Annotated in this window: 17 protein-coding genes; 7 read left to right on the top strand and 10 right to left on the bottom strand. The window is 68.7% G+C overall.

The genetic code is table 11. The features are described 5' to 3' along the window. Positions 1-138: 138 nt before the first annotated feature. Positions 139-1107, bottom strand: coding sequence for a DUF4097 family beta strand repeat-containing protein (locus E1161_RS06765; RefSeq protein ID WP_165939708.1), 969 nt, complete (start codon positions 1105-1107; stop codon positions 139-141). Between the two features lie 30 nt (positions 1108-1137). Next, complete coding sequence (locus E1161_RS06760; protein WP_132620717.1) at positions 1138-1755, bottom strand: toxin-antitoxin system HicB family antitoxin; 618 nt, start codon at positions 1753-1755, stop codon at positions 1138-1140. Between the two features lie 140 nt (positions 1756-1895). On the opposite strand from E1161_RS06760, the gene thyX reads away from it, so the two are divergent. From thyX to E1161_RS06740, 4 genes are all read left to right on the top strand, one after another. Then, positions 1896-2648: an FAD-dependent thymidylate synthase gene (gene thyX / locus E1161_RS06755; RefSeq protein WP_132620715.1), complete on the top strand. Its 753-nt coding sequence runs from the start codon at positions 1896-1898 to the stop codon at positions 2646-2648. Between the two features lie 343 nt (positions 2649-2991). Continuing rightward, a complete protein-coding gene (locus E1161_RS06750; protein ID WP_132620713.1) occupies positions 2992-3618 on the top strand; it encodes a TIGR03085 family metal-binding protein in 627 nt (208 codons plus the stop codon). A gap of 136 nt (positions 3619-3754) precedes the next feature. Next, positions 3755-4687, top strand: coding sequence for a 4-hydroxy-tetrahydrodipicolinate synthase (gene dapA / locus E1161_RS06745; RefSeq protein WP_132620711.1), 933 nt, complete (start codon positions 3755-3757; stop codon positions 4685-4687). Between the two features lie 43 nt (positions 4688-4730). After that, on the top strand, positions 4731-6419 hold the full coding sequence (locus E1161_RS06740) for a ribonuclease J (protein ID WP_132620874.1): 1689 nt from the start codon (positions 4731-4733) through the stop codon (positions 6417-6419). Positions 6420-6674: 255 nt separating this feature from the next. Here E1161_RS06740 and E1161_RS06735 read toward each other — a convergent pair whose 3' ends face one another. From E1161_RS06735 to E1161_RS06710, 6 genes are all read right to left on the bottom strand, one after another. Beyond that, positions 6675-7499, bottom strand: coding sequence for an ESX secretion-associated protein EspG (locus tag E1161_RS06735; RefSeq protein WP_132620709.1), 825 nt, complete (start codon positions 7497-7499; stop codon positions 6675-6677). A 3-nt stretch (positions 7500-7502) separates the two neighbouring features. Continuing rightward, the gene (locus E1161_RS06730; protein WP_207920134.1) at positions 7503-8663 is read right to left on the bottom strand and encodes a hypothetical protein; all 1161 of its coding nucleotides are present in this window, start codon (positions 8661-8663) and stop codon (positions 7503-7505) included. 67 nt (positions 8664-8730) lie between these two features. After that, positions 8731-9306, bottom strand: a complete 576-nt coding sequence (locus tag E1161_RS06725; protein ID WP_165939707.1) for a DUF3558 domain-containing protein — start codon at positions 9304-9306, stop codon at positions 8731-8733. 40 nt (positions 9307-9346) lie between these two features. Beyond that, positions 9347-9667 (bottom strand): hypothetical protein, encoded by a 321-nt coding sequence (locus tag E1161_RS06720; RefSeq protein ID WP_132620705.1) that lies wholly within the window; start codon positions 9665-9667, stop codon positions 9347-9349. Positions 9668-9958: 291 nt separating this feature from the next. Beyond that, positions 9959-10159, bottom strand: coding sequence for a DUF397 domain-containing protein (locus E1161_RS06715; RefSeq protein WP_132620703.1), 201 nt, complete (start codon positions 10157-10159; stop codon positions 9959-9961). Positions 10160-10174: 15 nt separating this feature from the next. Beyond that, entirely contained in the window at positions 10175-11035 is an 861-nt protein-coding gene (locus tag E1161_RS06710) for a helix-turn-helix domain-containing protein (protein WP_132620701.1), read from the bottom strand. Positions 11036-11181: 146 nt separating this feature from the next. Here E1161_RS06710 and E1161_RS06705 point away from each other — a divergent pair, with 146 nt between their 5' ends. Further along, complete coding sequence (locus E1161_RS06705; protein ID WP_132620699.1) at positions 11182-11412, top strand: hypothetical protein; 231 nt, start codon at positions 11182-11184, stop codon at positions 11410-11412. Between the two features lie 185 nt (positions 11413-11597). On the opposite strand, the gene E1161_RS06700 is transcribed toward E1161_RS06705, so the two are convergent. Further along, entirely contained in the window at positions 11598-13172 is a 1575-nt protein-coding gene (locus E1161_RS06700; RefSeq protein ID WP_132620697.1) for an alpha/beta hydrolase, read from the bottom strand. A 126-nt stretch (positions 13173-13298) separates the two neighbouring features. Continuing rightward, positions 13299-14135, bottom strand: coding sequence for a lysophospholipid acyltransferase family protein (locus E1161_RS06695; protein ID WP_408011956.1), 837 nt, complete (start codon positions 14133-14135; stop codon positions 13299-13301). Between the two features lie 93 nt (positions 14136-14228). On the opposite strand from E1161_RS06695, the gene E1161_RS06690 reads away from it, so the two are divergent. Continuing rightward, entirely contained in the window at positions 14229-16718 is a 2490-nt protein-coding gene (locus E1161_RS06690) for an FtsK/SpoIIIE family DNA translocase (protein WP_207920133.1), read from the top strand. Positions 16719-16937: 219 nt separating this feature from the next. Continuing rightward, entirely contained in the window at positions 16938-18179 is a 1242-nt protein-coding gene (locus E1161_RS06685) for a sialidase family protein (protein WP_235874853.1), read from the top strand. Positions 18180-18212: the final 33 nt, after the last annotated feature.

Genomic DNA, 18212 nt, shown 5'->3' with positions numbered 1-18212 from the left:
GAACCCGCGGTGCGAGCTGAGTCCCACACCTGAGACAGCGGCTTCGCCGCGTTCAAAAACGCCCTTAGCTCAGGCGCTGTTCCGGTGTAGGACTCAGCCTCCGCTACCGGCGCTGCCAAGCAAACCCGTCCCACTCCGTCAGCTGGCGGTGGTGAGCACGGCGTCGCCGCTGCCCGTGCGGCCGAAGATGCGCAGCGTTGGCTCGGTCTCCGGTCGCTGATCAGCGACGTCCAGATCGCTGCGAGCGGCACCGGTGGACGAGGTCAGGTCGACCTCGGCGCTCGTGCCGCGGTGGACCGACACCTGCAGCTCACCGGACCCGGTGATCAGCTCGATCTGCCCGTCGACCGCGTCGGCCAGGGTGATGTCACCGCTGCCGCTGCGCACCAGCACGTCGGCGGAGACCTCGCCGAGCCAGACGGCACCGGACCCGTTGGCCACCGAGGACGGCGCCTCGATGACGCCGACCTCGACATCACCGCGCCCGGAGCGCGCGTGCACGCCGCCCCGCATGGCGCCCAGCCGGAGGTGTCCGGAGCCGCTGCGCACGGTGGCCCGGTCGGTGGCCTCCTCGATCGAGACGGTTCCCGTCCCGGCCTGCACGTTGACCTTCCCGGCAGCACCAGACACGGCGACCTCGGCGGACCCGCTCTGCACGCCGACCTCGGAGCCCAGCGGCGCGGTGACCCGCACCGCGAGTGGAACTCCGCGCAGCGGTGCGTTCGACGGGGCCCGCACGACCAGCCGGCCGCTGGACATGTCGATGCGCGTGCGGCGCACGGCCTCGATGATCGGCTCGCGCGGCAGGTTGCCCAGGTCGAGACCGCCGCGGCCGCCCTGCGTGCCGAACTGTTCGGTGACCCAGCTCAGCAAACCGGACAGCCCGTTCTGCCAGTCCTGCCCGCCCGCGCTCGGGTCGTGCCGGACCTCGACGTGTGTCATCGCCGTGTCGGTCAGCTCGACCACGACCGAGCCGCGGTTGTTGCCGATGTCGATGCGGATCGGAGCGTCGGAGTCGAAGTCCTGGCTGCGCAGCAGATCCGTCAGTTCTTCCTCGGCCTCGGACCACTCCTGGTCGAGGTCGGGTTCGTCGTTGTTGTCGGTCATCTCATCTCGCCCTTCCGCCATGTGGCCGGATCAGCCCTGCACCCAGCCGCGAACGCGGGAGCCACCGCCTTCGCCACCGGGCCCGCCGCCGAAGCCGGGCCCGCCGCCGAAGCCGGGCCCGTCCCACGGCCCGACGCGACCACGCCCGTGCCCGCCGTGGCCGTGCCCTCCGCGTCCGCGACGCGGCCTGTCCCACGGGCCGCCGCGTCCGCCACCGCGCAGCGCGCCCTGAACGGCCTGCGCGACGAAGGTGTTCAGCGACACGCCCTGGGCGGACGCGGCCTGCTCCGCCTGGGACTTGATCTCCTCCACCAGCCGCAGGGTGATGCGGCTGATGTCGCCGCTGTCGCCGCTGGGCGGCGGAGGCGGGGGTGGTTCGGTGTCGTCCGCGGTGTGCGACGGGCTGCCGCCACCGCTGACCACGACGCGGACGTCGCGGCCGTCCAGTCGGAGGTCCACGACCTGGCCGTCGAGGTTCGTCGTGACCTCGGCCGCCAGGTCGGACAGTGCGTTCATGATCGCCAGCCGTGCGGCCGGTTCGATCGCGCCGGACAGCACCGCCGCCGTCTGCCGCGTCTGGTCGTCGCCGGCGGCAGCGGCGGAGGTCAGGTCTTCGCGAAGCTGGTCGATGTACGGGTTCAAGTCCATGACACCACTATGGCGGCACCTGTGACGCCATGCAAGCACTCGATGGTGTCAACTGGCGTCAGGCGATCTCGTCGGGCCAGCCGGTTAGGCTTTCGAGCAACATGGGGAGTCGTGAGAAGCAGGAAAGGGGCACGCCCGTCGTGACCGAGATCGTGCGGCCGAAAGTGCAGCTGATCGGCAAGACCGAGTTCTTCCCGCCGGAAGACGTGGACTGGTCGACCGACGCCGACGGTGGGCAGGCGCTGGCCGAGTTCGCCGGTCGTGCGTGCTACCAGTCGTGGCGCAAGCCGAACCCGGCGACCGCCACCAACGCCGGGTACCTCAAGCACATCCTGGAGGTGGGTCACCTGTCCGTGCTGGAGCACGGGTCGGTGTCGTTCTACCTGACCGGGATGTCCCGCTCGTTGACCCACGAGCTGATCCGCCACCGGCACTTCTCCTACTCGCAGCTCTCGCAGCGCTACGTCCCCGAGCGGGACGCGGCGATGGTCGAGCCCGACGTCATCGCCGAGGACCCGGAGCTGCACGAGAAGTTCGTGCAGGCCGCCGAGGCGAGCGTGCAGGCCTACAGCGATCTGCTGGCGGCGCTGGAGGAGAAGTTCGCCGACGAGCCGAAGATGACGCTGCGCCGCAAGCAGGCCCGGCAGGCGGCCCGCTCGGTGCTGCCCAACGCCACCGAGACCCGCATCGTGGTCAGCGGCAACTACCGCGCCTGGCGGCACTTCGTCGCGATGCGCGCCTCCGAGCACGCCGACGTCGAGATCCGCGGCCTGGCCGTGGAGTGCCTGAAGCAGCTGCAGAAGGCCGCGCCGAACGTCTTCAGCGACTTCGAGATCACCACGCTCAAGGACGGCACGGAGGTGGCCTCCAGCCCCTTCGTCACCGAAGGCTGACGATCGCCCTCCCGATCCGTGGTCGCTCTGCTCGGCGGGGCGGGTAGCGGAACCTGGCACACCTCCTGGCTCCCTGCTCCACTCCTGCTACGTGCCAGCACGGCGGGTGATGCGTGCCAGCACGGCGGGTGATGCGTGCCAGCACGGCGTCTCGGCGTACTCGCCAGGAGTGTCAGAACCCGCGGCGGTGCGGCTGCGAGAGCAGCTCTCACTGCTCGCGGCTGTGCCGCTCGCGCCTGTGCAACTCGGGAAGCGGCATCCGCGGAAGTACCGCGGGTGCCGCTTTCGTCTCGATCGTCGACGCGTCCGACGCTCGGGAAGATCGACGTCTAGAGTGGGCGCCATGGGTGTCGCCAGCGAAGAACGCCAGCTGTTGTGCGAGCTGTTCGAGCAAGTCGGCCCGGACGCGCCGACGCTGTGCAAGGGGTGGACGACCAGGGGCCTCGCGGTGCACCTGGTGGTGCGCGAACGCCGTCCGGACGCGCTGGCGGGCCGGCTGATCAAGGCGCTGGCCGAGCGCGGTGAGCGCGCTGAGCAGGAGCTGCGCGAGCTGGCCTGGCCGGAGCTGGTCGACCAGGTGCGGCAGGGGCCGCCCAAGTGGAACCCGTTGAGCATCGGTGGGGTCGACGAGACGGTCAACGCGGCCGAGTTCTTCGTGCACCACGAGGACGTGCGCCGCGCGCAGCAGGGCTGGCAGCCGCGCCCGTCCGACGAGACGCGCGATGAGGCCCTGTGGAAGTCGCTGGGCCGCGTCGCGAGGATGTTCTACGGCCGCAGCCCGGTGGGCGTGGTGCTCCGCCGCACCGACGGCACCGAGATCCAGGCCAAGCGCGGTCCGCGCACGGTGCGCATCATCGGCGAGCCGAGCGAGCTGCTCCTGCAGGCGTTCGGTCGCCGTGAAACCAAGGTCACCTTCGAGGGCAACGAGGCCGACGTCATGGCCATGCAGGACCTGCGCCGCTCGTTCTGAAGAACTGCTCGTTGCAGCACCGCTGAACCGAAAGAAGCACGGCCTTTCGAGCCCGTCGGCAACGCCTTTCCGGCGGGCTCGGTTCAGCTCGGTCCGGCTGTCTTCAGCAGGTCCCTGACCAGGTAGCGTCAGGACCATGACCGACTGCCCCACCGCCATTCCGGGCCGCCCGTTCGGCCGCGTCCTGACCGCCATGGTCACGCCGTTCGACGAAGACGGGAAGGTCGACCTGAAAGTGGCGCAGGAGCTCGCCGCTTACCTGGTCGACAACGTCGGCAACGACGGGTTGGTCGTCAACGGCACCACCGGTGAGAGCCCCACCACCACCGACCAGGAGAAGGAACAGCTCCTGCGCGCGGTGGTCGAGGCCGTGGGCGACCGGGCGACCGTCGTCGCCGGTGCCGGCACGAACAACACCGAGCACTCCGTGGAGCTGGCGCGCTCCGCCGAGAAGGCCGGTGCGCACGGCCTGCTGGTCGTGACCCCCTACTACTCCCGGCCGCCGCAGGAAGGCCTCTACCAGCACTTCTGGACCGTCGCCGACGCCACCGACCTGCCGGTGATGCTCTACGACATCCCACCGCGCAGCGTGGTGCCGATCCAGGTCGACACCCTCAAGCGGCTGGCCGAGCACCCGCAGATCGTCGCGGTCAAGGACTCCAAGCACGACCTGTGGGCGGGCAGCGAGGCGATGAACGACGCGGGTCTGGCCTACTACTCCGGTGAGGACCCGCTGAACCTGCCGTGGCTGTCGGTGGGTGCGGTCGGCTTCGTCAGCGTGATCGGCCACGTGGTCGGCGACCGGCTTCGCAAGATGCTCGACGCCTACGAATCCGGCGATGTCTCAGGCGCCCTGGAAGTCCACAAGGGACTCCTCCCGGTCTACCGGTCGATGAACTTCGTCGGTGGCGTCATCTTCGCCAAGACGGCTCTGCGGCTGTGCGGCTACGAAACGGGGCAGCCGAGGCTGCCGCTCCCGGCCGCCACCGAGGAGCAGGTGCGGTTGATCACCAGTGACCTGTGGGATGCTGGTTTGGTATTGGTCAACCCGGACGCAGCACAGAGGTGACACAGCGTTGAGCGCACAGGCGACAGCCACCGAGTACCACCCGGTGACGCCGACTTCGTCGGCACCACCACGCCCGTTGGCCGAAGGTGGTCTCAGGGTCGTCGCGCTCGGTGGCATCGGCGAGGTCGGCCGGAACATGACGGTCTTCGAGTACGAGGGCCGGCTGCTGATCGTCGACTGCGGCGTGCTGTTCCCTGAGGACGACCAGCCCGGCGTGGACCTGATCCTGCCGGACTTCGGCGCGATCGAGGACCGGCTGGACGACATCGAGGCCCTGGTCCTCACGCACGGCCACGAGGACCACATCGGTGCGGTCCCGTTCCTGCTGCGGCTGCGGCCGGACCTGCCGGTGGTCGGCTCGAAGTTCACGCTGGCGCTGTTGGCGGCCAAGTGCCGCGAGCACCGGCTGAGCCCGCAGCTGATCGAGGTCGCCGAGGGCCAGCGCAGCGCACATGGTGCCTTCGACCTGGAGTTCTTCGCGGTCAACCACTCGATCCCGGACGCGCTTGCGGTGGCCATCCGCACGCCCGCAGGTGTCGTGCTGCACACCGGTGACATCAAGCTGGACCAGTTGCCGCTGGACAACCGGCTGACCGACTTGGCGGGGTTCTCCCGGCTGGGCGACGAGGGCGTGGACCTGTTCCTGGTCGACTCCACCAACGCCGAGGTGCCGGGCTTCGTCACGCCGGAGCGCGAGATCGGCCCGGTGCTGGACCGGGTGATCGGCAACGCGACGCAGCGGGTCATCGTGGCCTGCTTCGCCAGCCACGTGCACCGCGTGCAGCAGGTGCTGGAGGTCGCCCAGTCGCACGGTCGCAAGGTCTGCTTCGTGGGCCGGTCGATGGTGCGCAACATGGGCATCGCCGCCGATCTGGGCATGCTCGACGTGCCGGAGGGCCTGCTCGTCGACCTGGACCAGGCGCTGGAGATGCCGGAGACCGAGGTCGCGTTCGTCTCGACGGGTTCGCAGGGCGAGCCGCTGTCGGCGCTGTCGCGGATGGCGCGAGGCGAGCACCGGCAGATCAGCATCCGCGCCGGTGACACGGTCGTGCTGGCGAGCTCGCTGATCCCGGGCAACGAGACGGCCGTGTTCGGAGTGGTCAACGGCCTGGTCCGGCTGGGCGCCCAGGTGGTGCACCAGGGCCACGCGAAGGTCCACGTCTCCGGTCACGCCTCCGCCGGTGAGCTGCTGTACCTGTACAACGCGGTGCGCCCGAGCAACGTGATGCCGGTGCACGGAGAGTGGCGCCACCTGCGCGCGAACGCCGAGCTGGCCCGGTTGACGGGTGTTCCCGCTGATCGCGTGGTCATCGCCGAGGACGGCGTGGTGGTCGACATGGTGGACGGCATCGCGAGCATCGCGGGCCGTGTCGAGGTCGGTCACGTCTACGTCGACGGCCTGTCGGTGGGCGACGTCGGTGAATCGACGCTGTCGGACCGGTTGGTGCTGGGCGAGGGCGGTTTCATCGCGATCACGGTCGCGGTGGACGCCACGAACGGGCGCGCGGTCTCGTCGCCGACGATCTCCGGCCGCGGTTTCTCGGACGACCCGAAGGCGTTGGACGAAGTGGTGCCGCTGGTGGAGATGGAGCTGGCGCGCACCGAGGCCGAGGGCATCACCGACACGCACCGCATCGCGCAGTCGGTGCGTCGGGTCGTGGGCCGCTGGGTGGCCGAGAAGTACCGCCGCCGCCCGATGATCGTGCCGAACGTCCTCCCGCTCGGGTCCTGATCTCGTAGCTCGAACGGGTGGCTCGGGAATCCTCCCGGGCCACCCGGTTCCCACCTTCGCAGCACCGAAGGCGAGCCGACTTAGCACCGTCGAAGAGGGGCTGATCTTCTCCAAGGAGGTCAGCCCCTCTTCACGTCTGCGGATCCGTTCCCTGCGCTCGTTCTGCTCGGAGGTGCGGGTGTCAGCGCGTCGCTGCGCAGGTGGGCTGCACGGCTCGCGGCTGCGCCGCGTGCACGCGGCGCAGCGGCATCTTCTTCAGACGCGAGCCGCCGGCCGGGTGAGCAGCCGGATCATCTCGTTGATCGTCCCGACGAGCTTCCGCCAGTCGGCCGGCGCCAGCGTGTACCACTCGCGGCCGTCGCGCCCCGGCTTGCGCTGGGCCAGGTAGCAACCGGCTTCGGTGGCGAAGAACTGCAGGTTGAACGGCAGCGAACGCGTCCGTCGAACCTTCTGGTCGTAGGCGCGCACGGTGATCAGCCCTTCCAAGCTGCGCTTCGCGGTGAAGGCGTTCGTCAGCGCTTTCGCTTGCGCACCGCGGACTCCGGCGTAGCCCAGCGCCGAGGACAGCGTCCGCGCGGAGCCGCCCATCCGCGTGGTCACCTGCTCCAGGTGCGCGTAGGGGATCGACACGGACGCGTCCTCGGCGGCGGTGACCTGGCCGAGCAGGTTGATGGCGTTGCCCGCCGGACCACCGTGCTCGTGCCGCTTGATTCGGATCTCTCGCAGGTCGTCAGGGGTTTCGCCGTCCGCCTGGTACGCCTGTACGGTGCTGCGGCCGTACTCGACGAGCACCGCGTTGAAGTCCTCGCCCTCCCGCGCGTGGACCGCGACCCCGATCGCCAGCGGCGGCCGGGCCAGCAGGTGGACGGCCTCTTCGACGAACGGGTGCAGCTCGTCGCCGTCGAACAGGCTCTGCTGGATGAGCTGGCGCCGACCGAGTTCGGCCGCCTCGCGGCGATCGTTCTCGGTGGCGTCCAGCGGCAACCAACCGACCCGCAGCAGGGGGTGCAGCTGCAGGTCGAACCGGGTGCAGAGGTAGTTCGCGGCGGCGGGAGGCAGGCTCAGTTCACGCCTGGCCACGAATCACCGGCCTTGGTCGGCGTCACCGAAGACGGGTGGTGCGGTGCGCTGCATGTCGTTGGTGAACACGTCGTCCTGCTCGACGAGCCAGCCGGGACGCTGGTGTTCCTGCTCCTCGGACTCACCCTGCTTGCCGCGCCCGGCACCGGCACCCGCCCCGGGTGCACCGGCCTGGCCACCACGACCGGCCCCACCGGAGGCGTTCGCGCCACCGGCACCACCGAGGCCGCCCATCCCGGCCCGGCCACCGGCACCGCGACCCACGGGCGCACCTGCGCCTTCGCCGCCGCGGCGACCACCGGGGCCGCCGGTGCGGGAGGGGGCCCAGCGCCCGTTGGAGGGGTTCTGCCGCTCCCACGCGCCGGTCTGCGGGTTCTGCCGGAACAGCGTGCCGTCGGGACCGCGCACCACACCCGGCGGAAGTCCGGGAGCCGCTGGCGTCGGCGTCGCCCAGGACGGGTTCGACGCGGCCGGCGGCGCGGACGGAGCGTGCACCGCAGGTGCGGCGCTCGGAGCCGAAGCCCAAGCCGACGACGTGCCGGACGGCGCGGAGTAGGCGCCACCCGAGTAGGAGGAACCGCTGTCACCAGCGGAGTACGTGCTCGAAGTCGGGTAGGACGACACCGGCGCAGCCGCGGGCGGCGGCTGGTCGGCGGGTTGGAACTCCGGCAACCGCGCGATCACGCCCTCGGTCTGCTGGCTGTAGCGCTCCATGACCTGGTTGGCCTGCTGGTTGGTGTCCACGTAGGCCTGCTGCCGGTCCTCGTAGTCCGACATCCACCCGGTCACCGGGTTCGAGTCGAGACCCCAGTCCTCGACCCACCCCTTCTGCGGCGGGTCGAGAAGAGCACCCTGCCCGCTCGGCAACGGGTCGCCCTTGACGGGGAGAGCCTGAAAAGCCTCCCGCTGGTAGGTGTTCTGCTCCTCCAGCGCGGCCTTGACTCCCCGCGAGGTCTCGGCGGCAGTCCGAGCGAGCGGCTGGATCTCGGCGATGGAGGCGTTGGCGGCCTCGGCGGCACGACCCGTGTGCGCGGCCTCTGCATCGCGCAGCGCTGCGGCGATGTCCTCGACCATCTGGTCGAACGCCTTCGCGGCGTTTTCCCAGCGCTTCACACCTTCGTCGGTGGGCGCGGGCAGGCTGGCGGCGTCCGGGGACCCGCCCATCTGCTTGCGGTATTCCTTAGCGCTACTCGCGTAGCACATGTCGAGCATTTGTCTTGTCCCCCAATAGCTACTTCGAAGCAGGAAGGGTTGCAACGGCGGCTTCGAGCGCCTTCTGCGCGATGCCGCAGGCGTCTTGACTCGTGTCCATCACATGGGCCTGTGCGGACAAGATCTGCCCTTCCTTCGTGGCGAGGAAGATGTCGCAAGTGCCGTCCTGCTTCGGGTCGCCCTGGTTGGCCCGCACCGACGGGTGCCCCGCGATGGAAAGATCTTGGAAATCGACGTACTTCGACTTGTTGTCGTAATACGCCTGGATCGAGCGGCCATCGAGCGGGGTCAGTGACAGGCGGTTCTTGCCATCTTCGGAGTTCCAGACGCACGACGAGGGAGCTTCCGGATCCAGTGGATCGGACTGCTCCTTGCCTTGCGCGGCCAGGCCGAGCCCGGTCGCGGCGTCGGGGGGCAGGAGGCCGCATCGGTCCATCGCCATCGCGTCCTTCGGTGCGCTGATCGTGACACCGCTCGGCTGCTGCGTCTCCGGTGCGGGGGAACCTTCGGCTCCACCACCACTACCGCCGCAGGCGGTGAGGGTGCTGCAGATGAAGGTCGCGCCTGCACAGAGGATCGCGCTGCGCTTGACCACTTCACTCCTCGTCGTCACGGTTCGAATCACGCCCGGCACATTAGCTTGCGACATGGCGCTGGAGGTCACTTCCGTGCTCGTCCGCAGCCTGGTACTCGGCGAGGACCGCGTTGTAGGCGTCGATCTTCTCTTGGAGCTTCTTGGTCAGATCGTGCGCCGTCATCCGCAACGAGCCTGTTTCACCCGCTGCGCGTTCGGTGATCGCCAAGCGTGCCTTGTTCGTGTAGGTGTCCTTGGCCGTCAGCTCGCCGGGCTCCACACGTGCTGCACTGTCGACCATGGCGAGGGCGTCGTCCCGGATCTTCTCCAAGCGTTTGATCGCACTCTGAAGTCCCGCTGCATCGACTACGAACCCGGCCACGGCGGTGTTCCCCCTACTTCGAATGACACGTCTGGCTTGGGTCCATCTTCGGCGATCACCTGTGGTGATCACAGCGTTGTGGACCGGCGCACATTATGGACGCGATCACCCTACTGAGTGAGCCGATTCGGTGGTCGCGCCACTCGGATGTCGTAATCCGCGACCGGGGCTTCGCGCTGATTTGGGCGTTCGCGCCGGTTGCGCCTGCCTGCGCGTGAGGCCGTGCGGCGGGGCGCTTCGGTTGTGGAGGCGCCCCGCCGCACGTCGGTTCTCCGCTCTTGGTCTCGCTTCTCAGTTCGTGGGGGTTCTGAGGTGGGTTAAGAAGGTGGACCAGGTGGTGTTGTCGAAGACCAGGGTTCCGCCGTCTCGGTCCTTGGTGTCCCGGACGCCGATGGCGGTGCTGGTGATCGCGACTTCGACGCACTCGTCCTGCGTCGCGCTGTAGCTGCTCTTGAACCACGTCGCGTCCGAGAGGACACGTCCTTCGATCATGGTGCGACCTCGCGTCTACTCCGAGTACTGGTTGCGCACCGATCGTAGGACTTTCAGAGAGTCTTTCGGAGAGAGTGAAGCCGCCTGCAACCGATCCCACAGTCTGGCGTAGGCCAAGACCGCGTCCTTCGCATCCAAGTAGCGCGCATCGTCCAGGCATTCGACGTAGACGAACTCCAGCGGAGCAGCGATCCCGTTCGACGGGATGCGAAGCATGGTGAAGCCGTACGAGGTCCCGCCTGGAGGCGCTTCCACGTCGAAGGGCAGCACCTGGACGTTCACGTTCTGCTGCAGGGCCATCTCGGCGAGGTGGTCGAGCTGCTCGCGCATGACCTCGGGGGTTCCGACCCGGCGTCGCAGGCACGATTCCGACAGCACGAACGAGGCGGTCGGTGGCTCGTCCCGCGTCAGGATCGCCTGTCGCTCCTGCCGCGCGGCCACGTTGGCGTCGATGTCCTCGCTCTCGCGCCTGGCCGAGGAGGTGTCCATCGCCCTGATGTACCCCTCGGTCTGCAGGATTCCCGGCACGATCTCGCCTTTGACCTGGCGGATCTCCTCGGCGTCGGTTTCGAGGTCGACGTACATGCGGAACCACTCGGGGAAGACCGCGCGATAATCGCCCCAGCGGCCTCGGCTGCTGCGCGTCTTGGCGAGCTCGAACATCCACTGCATCTCGTCGGGGTCGACTTCGTAGAACTCCAGCAGGAGCTTGAGGTCTCCCTTGGAGATGCCGCCCTGGCCCAGCTCCAACCGGCTGATCTTGCCGATTCCGGCGTCCAGGGCGTCGGCAGCTTCGGCCTGCTCCCGGCCGGCTTTGATGCGCACGTGGCGCATTTCGTTCCCGAGCTGAAGCCGCCGCACGGTGGGTGTCGCCATCGATCGCCTCCGAATCCGATCTTGTTCACTCGCAAGTGTTCCGGATTCGGGTTCGCGGGAACATCACTCGTTTCGGCAATTCCGTAATCCGCGATCGCAGATTTAAGTTGATCAGCACAGTCGATCTGACAGAGCGGAGTGCGTCGATGAACCTCGAGCCAGCGCGGCACTACTGGCTACCGACCCCGAACCCGGGTTCCGGCGCTCTCGCGCGCCACGCGTTCCGAGGACGTCGTTGGGAACGCCAGTCGTCCGACACGACCGTGTGCGGCGTCGAGGTCGCGATGGCCACTCCCGCAGACCTCGACTGGGTCACGGCCCCCACCTGCGCGGAGTGCAACCGAACTCTCATATCGGAGCTCAACGCCCACACCTGAAGCCCCGTTTTGACGCCGACTTCCCCCGACAGGCGTCGAAACCGCGAAGGTCGGCCGACACGCCCTCTCCCCGCGTGTCGGCCGACCACCCCGATCGCGAACTCGATCAGTTCTCCCTCGACATCCAGGTTCGGAAGGGCTACCCGACCGTCGCCTCGACCTGCTGGTCGCGAAGTAGCGCTGGGTCAGCGGTGGTTGGACCGCAGGGCTTCCTGCAAGACCGCCGGTTGGCCGTGGGTGGACCGGGGGCCCACCTGCTCAGGCGTGGGTTGCGGCAGCGGCTCGCACGTGGTGTCCGGGCCGTCGCCGGGCTGGCGAGCGGGGAGCTCGCCGGTCAGCAAGTAGTCCGCGATCTGGTCGTCCTCGCAGGCGTTCCCGCTCAGCGAGCCCGAGTGGGTGGTGCCGCCGGGGAGGCTGATGAGGCTGGAGTTCGGAAAGCGCTTGCGGGCTTCCAGCGCGCCCGGGAACGGGGTGGCGGCGTCGAGCTCCTCGCTGATGAGCAGCGCGCTCTCGACCTCGCTGCCGTCGACCTCGACCGGCTTGCCCGCCTTGGCGGGCCAGTTCAGGCACGGAGCGTTGTACCAGGCGTTGCCCCAGGTCTCGAAGGGCGCCTTGGCGTGGGTCTCCCAGTTGTCCTCGCGCCACTGCTCCCAGCTGGTCGGCCACTGGACGTCCGTGCACTGCACGCCGGTGTAGATGGCGTAGCCGTTGTCGTCGCCCGGGGTGTTGGTGTCGTCGTAGAGCGCCTTGGCCGGGGCCCAGTCGCCGTTGTTGACCCACGCCGAGAACGCCTGCGCGCGCTCCGGCCAGACCGACGTCGAGTACCCGGCCTGCAGGAACAGGTCCGTCCACTCCGACGAGCCGATCACCTCACCGGCGGGCTGCTGGTCGAGCTTCGCGAGCTGGTCGTAGAACTGCTCCTCCACCTCGGCTGCGGTGCCGCCCAGGTGGTAGGTCGCGTCGTTGCGGGCGACCCAGTCGAAGAAGATCTTGATGTTTCGGTCGAAGGCCACGTCCTGGTTCAGGTTCGCCTGGTACCAGACGTCCTCGACGTCGACCACGCCGTCCATCACCACGCGCCGCATCCGCTCCGGGTGCAGCGTGCCGTAGACCTGGCCGAGGTAGGTGCCGTAGGAGAAGCCGTAGTAGTTGATCTGCTCCTGGCCCAGCGCCTCGCGGATGCTGTCCATGTCCTCGACCGAATCGGTGGTCTTGATGTGGTCGAGGAGCTTTCCCGCGTTGCCGCACGCCTTCGCGTAGCCCTCGGTGCGCTCCAGCCAGGTCTTCTCCAGCTCGGGAGTCGGCACGTAGTGCGGGCGGTCGTAGCCGAAGTAGCTCGGGTCGCACGACAGCGCGGGCTCACTGCTGCCCACGCCGCGCGGATCGAAGCCGATCCAGTCGTAGGCGGCTCCCGCGTTCTTCGGGACGTACGAGCCGAGCACGCTCAGGTTCAGCCCGGAACCGCCCGGACCGCCTGGGTTGACCAGCATGACTCCCTGGTACTGGTCCTCCGGGACGGTGTGCTCGATGCGCGAGACCGCGAGCTTGATCTGCTCGCCCGCCGGGTCGGCGTAGTCCAGCGGAACCGAGACCATGCCGCACTCGGCACCGGCCTTCTGCAGGGGTTCGCTGGTGCACGGAGCCCATTGGATCGGCGCCGGGGTGAAATCGGGTGCCGGCGCGGCGGATGCCGAGCCGACCATCGGCGATGAGCCGATCAGCAGCCCGAGCGCCAGCGCGGTGGTGGCGACTTCCTTCATGAATCGTCCTCGTCTGTCCGAGTTCTCGCCTGTGACGGCGATGCGGTGTGGACAGTCAACGAGATCGAATCGGGTCAGGGACCGTGATTGGCGAGAAGTGGTCGAAACGGCCGCGCTTCCGTTCGGTCACCTGCTCAGCCAGGGAGAGGGTTTGTCGGTGACCGGTCGGGTCGGGTCGTGGTGCAGCGGCGCCTCCGGCTCGTCCACGCGCATCGGGACCAGACCTTCGGTGATGGCGCGCATGATGCGGTCGCGGGCGCGCGCGGCGTCACCGACGCGATCGGCGGACAGGTCGGAGAGGTCCACGGGTGCGCCGAAGTGGACCCGCATCGTCGGCCGCCGCACGACTGCCCGCAGCCACGACGAGAACAGAACCCACAGGTCACGGACGCTCTCCACGCGGACCATGCCGTAGCACATGGCCTCGTGCGCACCCCACTGGCTGATCGGGACCACCTCGGTCCCCGCGGCGAGCGCCATCCGAGCAACACCGGTCTTGCCCTGCTCGGGCCACATGTTCGGCTCCAGGGTGAGCCGCCCCTCCGGATAGACCAGAACCGGATTCGCGTCCTCGGTGAGGGCGTTGACGACCTTGCCCAGCGCCTCGCCCGCGCTCGCCTTGCCCCGGTCGGCGCGGACGTGACGACCGGCGCGCATGATCGCACCGATCACCGGCGCGTCGAACAGGCCGCCCGTGGCCACGAAGCGCGGCGAGATCCGGCGTTGCCGGCAGGCCGCGATGAGCACCAGCGGATCCAGGTTGCCGATGTGGTTGGCCGCCATCAGCAACGGCTTCCCGCGCAGGTCGTCCGGCACGTCCCCGGTGATGACCAGCCGCCCCGTCAACGCGATCACCGCGCGGTCCACGCACATCAGCGCACGCCACAACCTCGGCGTGGCGCGGAACAGGATCTCGCGGTCGCTTCGGTGTGTCGGCTCCGGGCGGCTGGGCAGGGCAACCATGATGGGCAAGGATCTCATGGCTTGTGCGCCGGATCGGCGCGAACCCCTGTGGTTGTTGTGACGGGAGAGGCGGGTGCCGATACCGTGTGGGGCATGGCGAGCCGGACAACTAACGGGGGGCGGGGCTCGTCGCGCGGCAAGGCGGCGACGCAGCGTAGTGGCTCCGCCGCGAAGCGTGGCAGTTCCTCCGCGGGGGCGAAGGGCGGGAGCACCGCCTCCAAGGGGCGGAGCAAGCCGAGCCCCAGGTCGACGCACGCGCCGCGCAAGACGCCCGCGAAGCGCACCCCAGCCAAGAGCACCGGGAAACGAGGTGGCGGATTCGGCGGCGTGGTCCGCGCGGTCGGCAAGACCCGCGAGCTCGACCCCGCCCACCGCCGCGACGGGATCGCTCTGATCTACCTCGCGCTGGCCGTCGTCGTGGCTGCGGGCGTGTGGTGGAAGGCGGGAGGGCCGGTCGGTCACTGGTTCGACTGGGCGCTGCGCTCGGTCATCGGCATCGGCGCGCTCGTGCTCCCCATCGTCCTGCTGATCACCGCGGTACTCCTGATGCGCACCGAGACCAGCCCCGAAGCCCGGCCGCGCGTGGTCATCGGGTCGGTGCTGCTGCTGTTCGCGACGCTGGGAACCATCCACGTCCTGTCGGGTTCCCCGTTGGAGTCCGAAACATGGCCCGTCGCGGGAGGTGCTCTTGGATTCGTCGCCGGCGGTGCGCTGGCCTACGGCCTGACCGGCTACGTCGCCGTCCCCGTGCTCGTCCTCGCCGGGCTGTTCGGGCTGCTCGTGCTCACCGGGTCTTCGGTCCGGGACGTGCTCGCCAAGCTGCGCGGCGAGGGCTACGACGACGAGGGCGGCTCCGAACCCGCGCCCAGCAAGGCCGACCTCGAAGGCGACCCGAAGACGGTCAAGCTGCGCCGCCCGTCCCGGCGCCGCCAGTCGGCGATGTCCGAGCGGGACGAGCAGCTCTCGCTCGACGACGTCCCGGACGAGCCGGCCAAACCCACCAAGCCCAAGGCCGCCGAGGTCCCGGCCGCCAAGCCGGAGAAGCCCGAGAAGCCGAAGAAGAGCGACCAGCCGCTGATCAGCCGCGACGTCGAGGGCGACTACCAGCTGCCGCCACTGGACGTGCTCACCGACGGCGACCCGCCGAAGAGCCGCAGCAAGGCCAACGACTCGATGATCGAGGCCATCACCGCGGTCCTGGAGCAGTTCAACATCGACGCGCAGGTCACCGGCTTCACCCGCGGCCCGACGGTCACCCGCTACGAGGTGGAGCTCGGGCCCGGCGTGAAGGTCGAGAAGATCACCGCGCTGACCAAGAACATCGCCTACGCCGCCGCCACCGACAACGTGCGGCTGCTCGCCCCGATCCCCGGCAAGTCCGCGGTCGGCATCGAGGTGCCCAACAGCGACCGCGAGATGGTGCGGCTCGGCGACGTGCTGCGCTCCACCGAAGCCGCGAAGGACACGCACCCGCTGGTCATGGGCTTGGGCAAGGACATCGAAGGTCACATGGTGACCGCGAACCTGTCCAAGATGCCGCACCTGCTGTGCGCGGGTTCGACCGGTTCCGGTAAGTCGAGCTTCGTCAACTCGATGCTGGTGTCGTTGCTGGCGCGCGCCACCCCTCAGGAGGTCAGGATGATCCTGATCGACCCGAAGATGGTGGAGCTCACGCCCTACGAGGGCATTCCGCACCTGATCACACCCATCATCACCCAGCCGAAGAAGGCCGCCGCCGCGCTGGCCTGGCTGGTGGAGGAGATGGAGCAGCGGTACCAGGACATGCAGGCCAACCGGGTCCGGCACATCGACGACTTCAACGCCAAGGTGCGCTCCGGCGAGATCACCGCTCCGCTGGGCAGCGAGCGCGAGTACAAGCCGTACCCCTACATCCTGGCGATCGTCGACGAGCTGGCCGACCTGATGATGACCGCCCCGCGCGACGTCGAGGACGCGATCGTGCGGATCACGCAGAAGGCCCGTGCCGCGGGCATCCACCTGGTGCTGGCCACCCAGCGGCCGTCGGTGGACGTGGTCACGGGTCTGATCAAGACCAACGTGCCCTCGCGGCTGGCGTTCGCGACCTCGTCGCTGACCGACTCCCGGGTCATCCTCGACCAGCCCGGCGCCGAGAAGCTGATCGGCATGGGTGACGCGCTCTACCTGCCGATGGGTGCTTCGCGCCCGGTGCGCGTGCAGGGCTCGTTCGTCGCCGACGACGAGATCCACCGCATCGTCGCCTACACCAAGGACCAGGCCGACCCGGACTACACCGACGGGGTCACCGCGGCCAAGGCAGGGGAGAAGAAGGAGGTCGACTCCGACATCGGCGACGACCTCGACGTCCTGCTGCAGGCCACCGAGCTCGTCGTGACCAGCCAGTTCGGGTCCACGTCGATGTTGCAGCGCAAGCTGCGCGTCGGGTTTGCCAAAGCCGGCCGGTTGATGGACCTGCTCGAATCGCGCGGGGTCGTCGGTCCGTCGGAGGGCTCCAAGGCGCGTGACGTGCTGGTCAAGCCCGACGAGTTGGAGAACGCCCTCTACTCGATCCGCGGCGGGCCACCACCCGGCGAAGAGGGGTGACCGTTTCGCTTTTCCGCGCTTTTCACGGTTGTTCGCCACCGTTCGTTCCGCATTCTTCCCACTGCTCCGTTTGCGTTCTCCCAATTGCTCTGAACGAATTTCCAGAAGGGCTCGATCAAGATCTGTCCTGAGATAGCCTTTCCGCCGCTGACGGCCGAACCGCCCGCGGGTTGAGGGGTATTGCGCATGGTCTACCGAAAAGTTCGCGCTTTGTTGGTCGTGTTGTTCTCGGCGGCATTGGTGGCCGCGGGATTCCAACACGCGGCGTTGTCCGCACCCGCTCCCGGTGACGTCGGGACCCAAGACGTGGACAAGGGTGAGCTGCTGCGCGTCGGCGGGTCCAGCTATCCGCGCCTGGTGCGGCTGGAGAACTCCGGCGAGGCCAACGGCCGCGTGCTGTCGAGCATGACGACCTACCGGGACAACGCCGGTTTCGCGGTGATCTTCGAGAGCCGCGATGACGGCAAGACCTTCCAGCCGCTCTCCGAGATCCGCGATCCCGCAGGTGAGGACACCAAGGGAATGTGCTGCTCGACGCTGTACGAGCTGCCGCAGCAGGTCGGCGACATGCCTGCCGGGACGCTGCTGTGGGCCGGTTCCGCGGGCATCGGCTCCGACGAGGACGAGCGGCGGACCAGCATCCGCGTGTGGCGCAGCGACGACCACGGCAAGACCTGGAGCTACCTCTCCGACCTCGTGCAGGCCCCGGTCGGGCCCGGTGTGTGGGAACCCGAGTTCACCGTTTCCGAGCAAGGCGATCTGGTCGCTTTCTATTCCGATGACAGCGACCCGAAGCACGATCAAAAACTGGTGCAGGTGCGGTCCTCGGACGGTCGCAATTGGACCGATGTGAAGGACATGCTGAAGAACGACGAGTTCACGGTGCGCCCCGGAATGTCGGGAGTCCGCAAACTGCCGGACGGCACCTACCTGATGGTCTACGAGGTCTGCAATTACGACCCGGTGCACACGTGCACGGTCTGGATCCGCGAATCCTCCGACGGCTGGGACTGGGGCGACCCCTACGACCTGGGCACAGAGATCGTCTCCGACACCGGTGGGCAGCCCCTCGGAACGCCGACCATCGCGCTCGCGCCCGGTCCTAACCCCAACGGACGACTGCTGCTGGGCTACCAGATGCTCGGCGGTGACAACGGCGGCTGGGCACCCGGCAACGGCAAGACCGTGATGGTCAACGACAACCCGGAGGACCTCGACGGGCCGTGGAAGGAGGTCCCGTCCCCGGTGCAGCTCAGCTACAACCAGGGCAGCTCCTGCCGGAACTTCAGCCCCACCCTGCTGGCCACCGAGGACGGCGAGTCCATGATCCACGTGACCACGGACTTCGAGCACTACATCGGCGGGCCGTGCGAAGCGTTCTACGGCGTCGGCCCGATCGACGGGGGGACCGCGGCGGCGAAGTCCGAACCCCGTCCGATGGACACCCGAATCGGCCGCTGACGGCCCTCACGAACGACCCCCACCCGGAGAGAT

This window comes from Saccharopolyspora aridisoli (assembly GCF_004348445.1).
Taxonomy (GTDB): domain Bacteria; phylum Actinomycetota; class Actinomycetes; order Mycobacteriales; family Pseudonocardiaceae; genus Saccharopolyspora; species Saccharopolyspora aridisoli.
The sequence above is the reverse complement of the archived record's forward strand: the minus strand, read 5'-3'. Positions and strand labels throughout refer to the sequence as shown.

What these genes read in the sequence shown, in the direction of transcription:
- E1161_RS06710 (WP_132620701.1), bottom strand. Translation starts at nt 11,035, where the DNA reads ATGGCGACACCCACCGTGCGGCGGCTTCAGCTCGGGAACGAAATGCGC.
- E1161_RS06715 (WP_132620703.1), bottom strand. Translation starts at nt 10,159, where the DNA reads ATGATCGAAGGACGTGTCCTCTCGGACGCGACGTGGTTCAAGAGCAGC.
- E1161_RS06690 (WP_207920133.1), top strand. Translation starts at nt 14,229, where the DNA reads ATGGCGAGCCGGACAACTAACGGGGGGCGGGGCTCGTCGCGCGGCAAG.
- E1161_RS06705 (WP_132620699.1), top strand. Translation starts at nt 11,182, where the DNA reads ATGAACCTCGAGCCAGCGCGGCACTACTGGCTACCGACCCCGAACCCG.
- E1161_RS06700 (WP_132620697.1), bottom strand. Translation starts at nt 13,172, where the DNA reads ATGAAGGAAGTCGCCACCACCGCGCTGGCGCTCGGGCTGCTGATCGGC.
- E1161_RS06765 (WP_165939708.1), bottom strand. Translation starts at nt 1,107, where the DNA reads ATGACCGACAACAACGACGAACCCGACCTCGACCAGGAGTGGTCCGAG.
- dapA (WP_132620711.1), top strand. Translation starts at nt 3,755, where the DNA reads ATGACCGACTGCCCCACCGCCATTCCGGGCCGCCCGTTCGGCCGCGTC.
- E1161_RS06695 (WP_408011956.1), bottom strand. Translation starts at nt 14,135, where the DNA reads ATGGTTGCCCTGCCCAGCCGCCCGGAGCCGACACACCGAAGCGACCGC.
- E1161_RS06730 (WP_207920134.1), bottom strand. Translation starts at nt 8,663, where the DNA reads ATGGGCGGGTCCCCGGACGCCGCCAGCCTGCCCGCGCCCACCGACGAA.
- E1161_RS06750 (WP_132620713.1), top strand. Translation starts at nt 2,992, where the DNA reads ATGGGTGTCGCCAGCGAAGAACGCCAGCTGTTGTGCGAGCTGTTCGAG.
- E1161_RS06760 (WP_132620717.1), bottom strand. Translation starts at nt 1,755, where the DNA reads ATGGACTTGAACCCGTACATCGACCAGCTTCGCGAAGACCTGACCTCC.